Genomic DNA, 4,047 nt, shown 5'->3' with positions numbered 1-4,047 from the left:
GCTCGTCGCCGAAGTAGACGTTCACTGCCGACCAGTCGATACCGCCCTGGGCGCGGCGCACATGTTCGAGCATCGCGATACCGGTGCCGCCGCCGGTGAGCACGACATGGGCCTGCACCCGCTCGCGCTGCGCGGCGACGACCGCGTCGACGAAGGCGGACGCCGCCGCGCGCGCGACCTGGTCGGCATCGGCGAAACGCAGGATCTCGGACGGGTTCCGGGCGAGGTCAGGCATATTCCACCTTCGGCAGGGCCGACAACGCGGCTTCGTAGACTTCGTCGGGATCGAGTCGGCGCAGTTCCTCGGCGAGGCATTCGGCCGAGTTCCGGCGCGCCAGGCTGATCAGCGAATCGGGTTTGTGGGTACGTTCGAGGGTTGCCACGCGGCCTTCCTGCGGCCGCTCCAGAGCGATCGTCTGCGAGGCCGTGCGCAATTCCACCCTCAGTTCGCCGATCGTTCGCTCGACGGGACAGTCGAGACGGCTCGCGAGCCAGCCTGCGAGCAGATCGACCGCGGGCTCGGTTCGCAGCCCCGAGACACGGGCCGAGAGCACCGGCTCGTGCGGTGGCTGGTCGAGCGCCGAGACCAGCAGTGCCCGCCAGTAGGTGATCCGTGCCCAGGCCAGATCCGTGTCGCCCGGCCGATAACCGGACAGGCGGGTGGCGAGATCGGCCTGCGGGTCGTCGGAGTTGGTCACGTCGGTGATGCGGCGGACGGCGAGACGTCCCACCGGATCCTCGGCCGGTACCGCAGGGGCCTGGTTGGGCCACCACGCGACGACGGGCGTGTCCGGCAGCAGGAACGGCACCACAACCGATTCCTGGTGCTCACCGAGTTCGCCGTGCAGGGCGAGGATCAACGCCTCGGACGCGCCCGCCTCACCGGCGACCCGGATCTCCGCGTCGAGCCGCGACGGGCCGTCCTGGCGACCGCGACCGACGACGATGACGCGGCAGGGATGTTCCTTCGACGCCTCGGTGGCCGCGGTGATCGCGGCGTCGAGGCCACGGGCGTCGCCGGCGCACACGATGAACGTGAGAACACGTCCCTGCGTGACCATTCCGCTCGATCGTCGCAACTCCACCAGCTTGCGGCTGATGGCGTTGGCGGAGGTGTTACGCAACTGCAGCCTCACGGACGCCTCCATTCCCGGCCCGTACGACGGAGCATCTCGTCGGCCGAATGCGGACCCCACGTACCGGACTCGTAGGGTTCCGGTCGCCCGTTCGCCGCCCAGTGCTCGAGCACCGGATCGAGGATCTTCCAGGACAATTCGACTTCCTCGTCCACCGGGAACAACGACGGGACGCCGAGGAGCACATCCAGGATCAGTCGCTCGTAGGCCTCGGGGGAGGAGACCGTGAACGCCTGGCCGTAGCTGAAGTCCATGTTCACGTCCCGGACTTCCATCTCGGAGCCGGGCACCTTCGACCCGAAGCGCATCGTGATGCCTTCGTCGGGTTGTACGCGGATCACCAGCGCGTTCTGACCGAGCTCCTCGGTCATGGTCTTGTCGAACGGCAGGTGCGGGGCCCGCTTGAAGACCACCGCGATCTCGGTGACGCGGCGGCCGAGGCGCTTGCCGGTGCGCAAGTAGAAGGGCACACCCGCCCAGCGGCGGGTGTCGACCTCGAGGGTGATGGCCGCGTACGTCTCGGTGGTCGAGTCCGCCGCGAAGCCCTTCTCCTCGAGCAGACCGACGACCTTCTCGCCGCCCTGCCACCCGGATGCGTACTGGCCGCGCGCGGTGGTCTCCTCGAACGGCTCGGCCGGCCGGGTCGCCGACAGCACCTTGATCTTCTCCGCGTGCAGCTCCGACGCCGCGAAGCTCACCGGCTCCTCCATCGCGGTGAAGGCGAGCAGCTGAAGCAGGTGATTCTGGATGACGTCGCGGGCTGCTCCGATGCCGTCGTAGTAGCCGGCGCGACCACCGAGGCCGATGTCCTCGGCCATCGTGATCTGCACGTGGTCGACGTAGTGTGCGTTCCACACCGGCTCGAACATCTGGTTCGCGAAACGCAACGCGAGGATGTTCTGAACCGTCTCCTTGCCGAGATAGTGATCGATGCGGAAGACGGATTCCTCGGAGAACACCTCACCGACAACCGAATTGAGTTCGCGTGCGCTCTCGAGGTCGTGCCCGAAGGGCTTCTCGATCACGACGCGGCTCCACGAGCCGTTGCGTTGCGCGGCCAGACCCGAACGCGACAGCTGCCCGCACACCACGGGGAAGGCGTCCGGGGGGACCGACAGGTAGAACGCGTGGTTGCCGCCCGTACCGCGTTCGCGGTCGAGCTTCTCGAGGGTCGTCGCGAGTTCCGCGAATGCCGCGTCGTCGTCGAAGGTGCCCTGCACGAAGCGGATCCCTTCCGCGAGGCGCTGCCAGACCTCCTCGCGGAAGGGGGTACGCGAATGTTCACGTACTGCGTCGTGGACCACCTGACCGAAATCCTCGTCGGCCCAATCCCTCCGGGCGAAACCGACGAGCGCGAATCCGGGCGGCAGGAGACCGCGGTTGGCGAGATCGTAGACGGCGGGCATCAACTTGCGCCGGGCGAGATCGCCGGTCACACCGAAGATCACCAGCGCGCACGGGCCGGCGATACGGGGCAGTCTGCGATCTCTGTTGTCCCGGAGCGGATTCACCCACTCCGCCGCACCGGATTCGGGCACGTTCAGCCCTCCGCGCCCGGCGCGTGAGCCGCGAGCTGTTCCGCCGTCGCTGCGAGCAGGTCCTTCCACGACACGACGAACTTCTCCACGCCCTCGTCCTCGAGCTTGCGGAAGACGTCGGGGAGATCCACGCCGACCGAGGTCAGCGCGTCGAAGACCTGCTGGGAGGAGGCGATGTTGCGGGTGACGGTGTCGCCCGTGACCTCGCCGTGGTCGGCGACGGCCTCGAGGGTCTTCTCCGGCATCGTGTTGACGGTGTTCGGCGCGACCAGCTCGGTGACGTAGAGCGTGTCGGGGTAGTCGGGGTTCTTCACACCCGTCGACGCCCACAGGGCACGCTGGGGAACGGCACCGGCCTCGGCGAGCTGCTCGAAGCGCGTTCCGCCTTCGAACGCCCGCTGGTAGGCGGCGTACGCGAGTCGCGCGTTGGCCAAGCCGGCCTTGCCGCGCAGCGCCAGCGCCTGATCGGTGCCGATCTCCTCGAGGCGCGGGTCGATCTCGGTGTCGACACGCGAGACGAAGAACGACGCCACCGAGCGGATCGCCGACAGGTCGTGCCCGGCGGCCTTCGCCGCGGTGAGACCGTCGAGGTAGGCCTCGATGACCCGCTCGTAGCGCTCGACCGAGAAGATCAGGGTGACGTTGACGCTGACACCCTCACCGATCACCCGGGCGATGGCCGGCAGGCCCGCCACCGTCGCGGGGATCTTGATGAACAGGTTCGGGCGGTCGACGATGCGCCACAGGTCGAGGGCCTGCTGGACGGTGTCGTCCGTCTTGTGCGCCAGACGCGGGTCGACCTCGATCGACACCCGTCCGTCGAGACCGCCGGTCGCCTCGAACACCGGTGCGAGGACGTCGCAGGCCGAACGGACGTCGTCGGTGGTGACGGTGCGGATCGCCTCGGTGGCGTCGGCGCCGGCTCCGGCGAGGTCGCGGATCTGCGCGTCGTAGGCGTGGCCCTTCGACAGGGCGGCCTGGAAGATCGACGGATTGGTCGTCACACCGACGACGCTGCGGGTGGCGACGAGCTCGGCGAGCTTGCCGGAGTCGATGAGGTCGCGGGACAGGTCGTCCAGCCACACCGACACACCCTGGGCGGACAGTTCGGCCAGCGCAGCGTTCTGCGTGGAGGTCTGCTGGGTCATCGGATCATCCCTTCACTCGGGTCAGCGAGCGGCGCGCAGCGTCGACGACGGCCTCGGCGGTGATGCCGAACTCGCGGTACAGGGTCTTGTAGTCGGCGGAGGCGCCGTAGTGCTCGAGCGAGACCGGCTCACCGGCGTCGCCGATCAGGCGGTACCACGGCATGGCGAGCCCGGCCTCGACGGACACGCGGGCGCGCACCGACGGGGGCAGGGACCCTCGGTCGG

General features: G+C 68.7%; 5 protein-coding genes. All 5 read right to left on the bottom strand.

Annotated features, from left to right (window positions below; all coding sequences use genetic code 11):
* Positions 1-235: 6-phosphogluconolactonase (locus R1101_RS27295; RefSeq protein ID WP_037223977.1), on the bottom strand; the 235-nt coding region annotated here is incomplete at its 3' end.
* Positions 228-1,136, bottom strand: a complete 909-nt coding sequence (opcA, locus tag R1101_RS0117610; RefSeq protein WP_332307014.1) for a glucose-6-phosphate dehydrogenase assembly protein OpcA — start codon at positions 1,134-1,136, stop codon at positions 228-230. The genes R1101_RS27295 and opcA, both read right to left, overlap by 8 nt.
* Positions 1,133-2,674 carry a glucose-6-phosphate dehydrogenase gene (gene zwf, locus R1101_RS0117605; protein WP_026003409.1) on the bottom strand — a complete coding sequence of 514 codons (1,542 nt, stop codon included), beginning with the start codon at positions 2,672-2,674 and terminating at the stop codon, positions 1,133-1,135. Before zwf ends, opcA begins: the two co-directional genes overlap by 4 nt.
* Before the next feature lie 2 nt (positions 2,675-2,676).
* Positions 2,677-3,822, bottom strand: coding sequence for a transaldolase (gene tal, locus R1101_RS0117600; protein ID WP_016934677.1), 1,146 nt, complete (start codon positions 3,820-3,822; stop codon positions 2,677-2,679).
* 4 nt (positions 3,823-3,826) lie between these two features.
* On the bottom strand, positions 3,827-4,047 hold a 221-nt coding region (locus tag R1101_RS27290; protein WP_037223975.1), incomplete at its 5' end, for a transketolase-like TK C-terminal-containing protein.

It is taken from the genome of Rhodococcus sp. R1101, assembly GCF_000278445.1.
Classification (GTDB): Bacteria; Actinomycetota; Actinomycetes; order Mycobacteriales; family Mycobacteriaceae; genus Rhodococcus; species Rhodococcus gordoniae.
Note: the sequence above shows the minus strand (reverse complement) of the source record. Positions and strands in the feature narration are given on the sequence as shown.

What these genes read in the sequence shown, in the direction of transcription:
- tal (WP_016934677.1), bottom strand. Translation starts at nt 3,822, where the DNA reads ATGACCCAGCAGACCTCCACGCAGAACGCTGCGCTGGCCGAACTGTCC.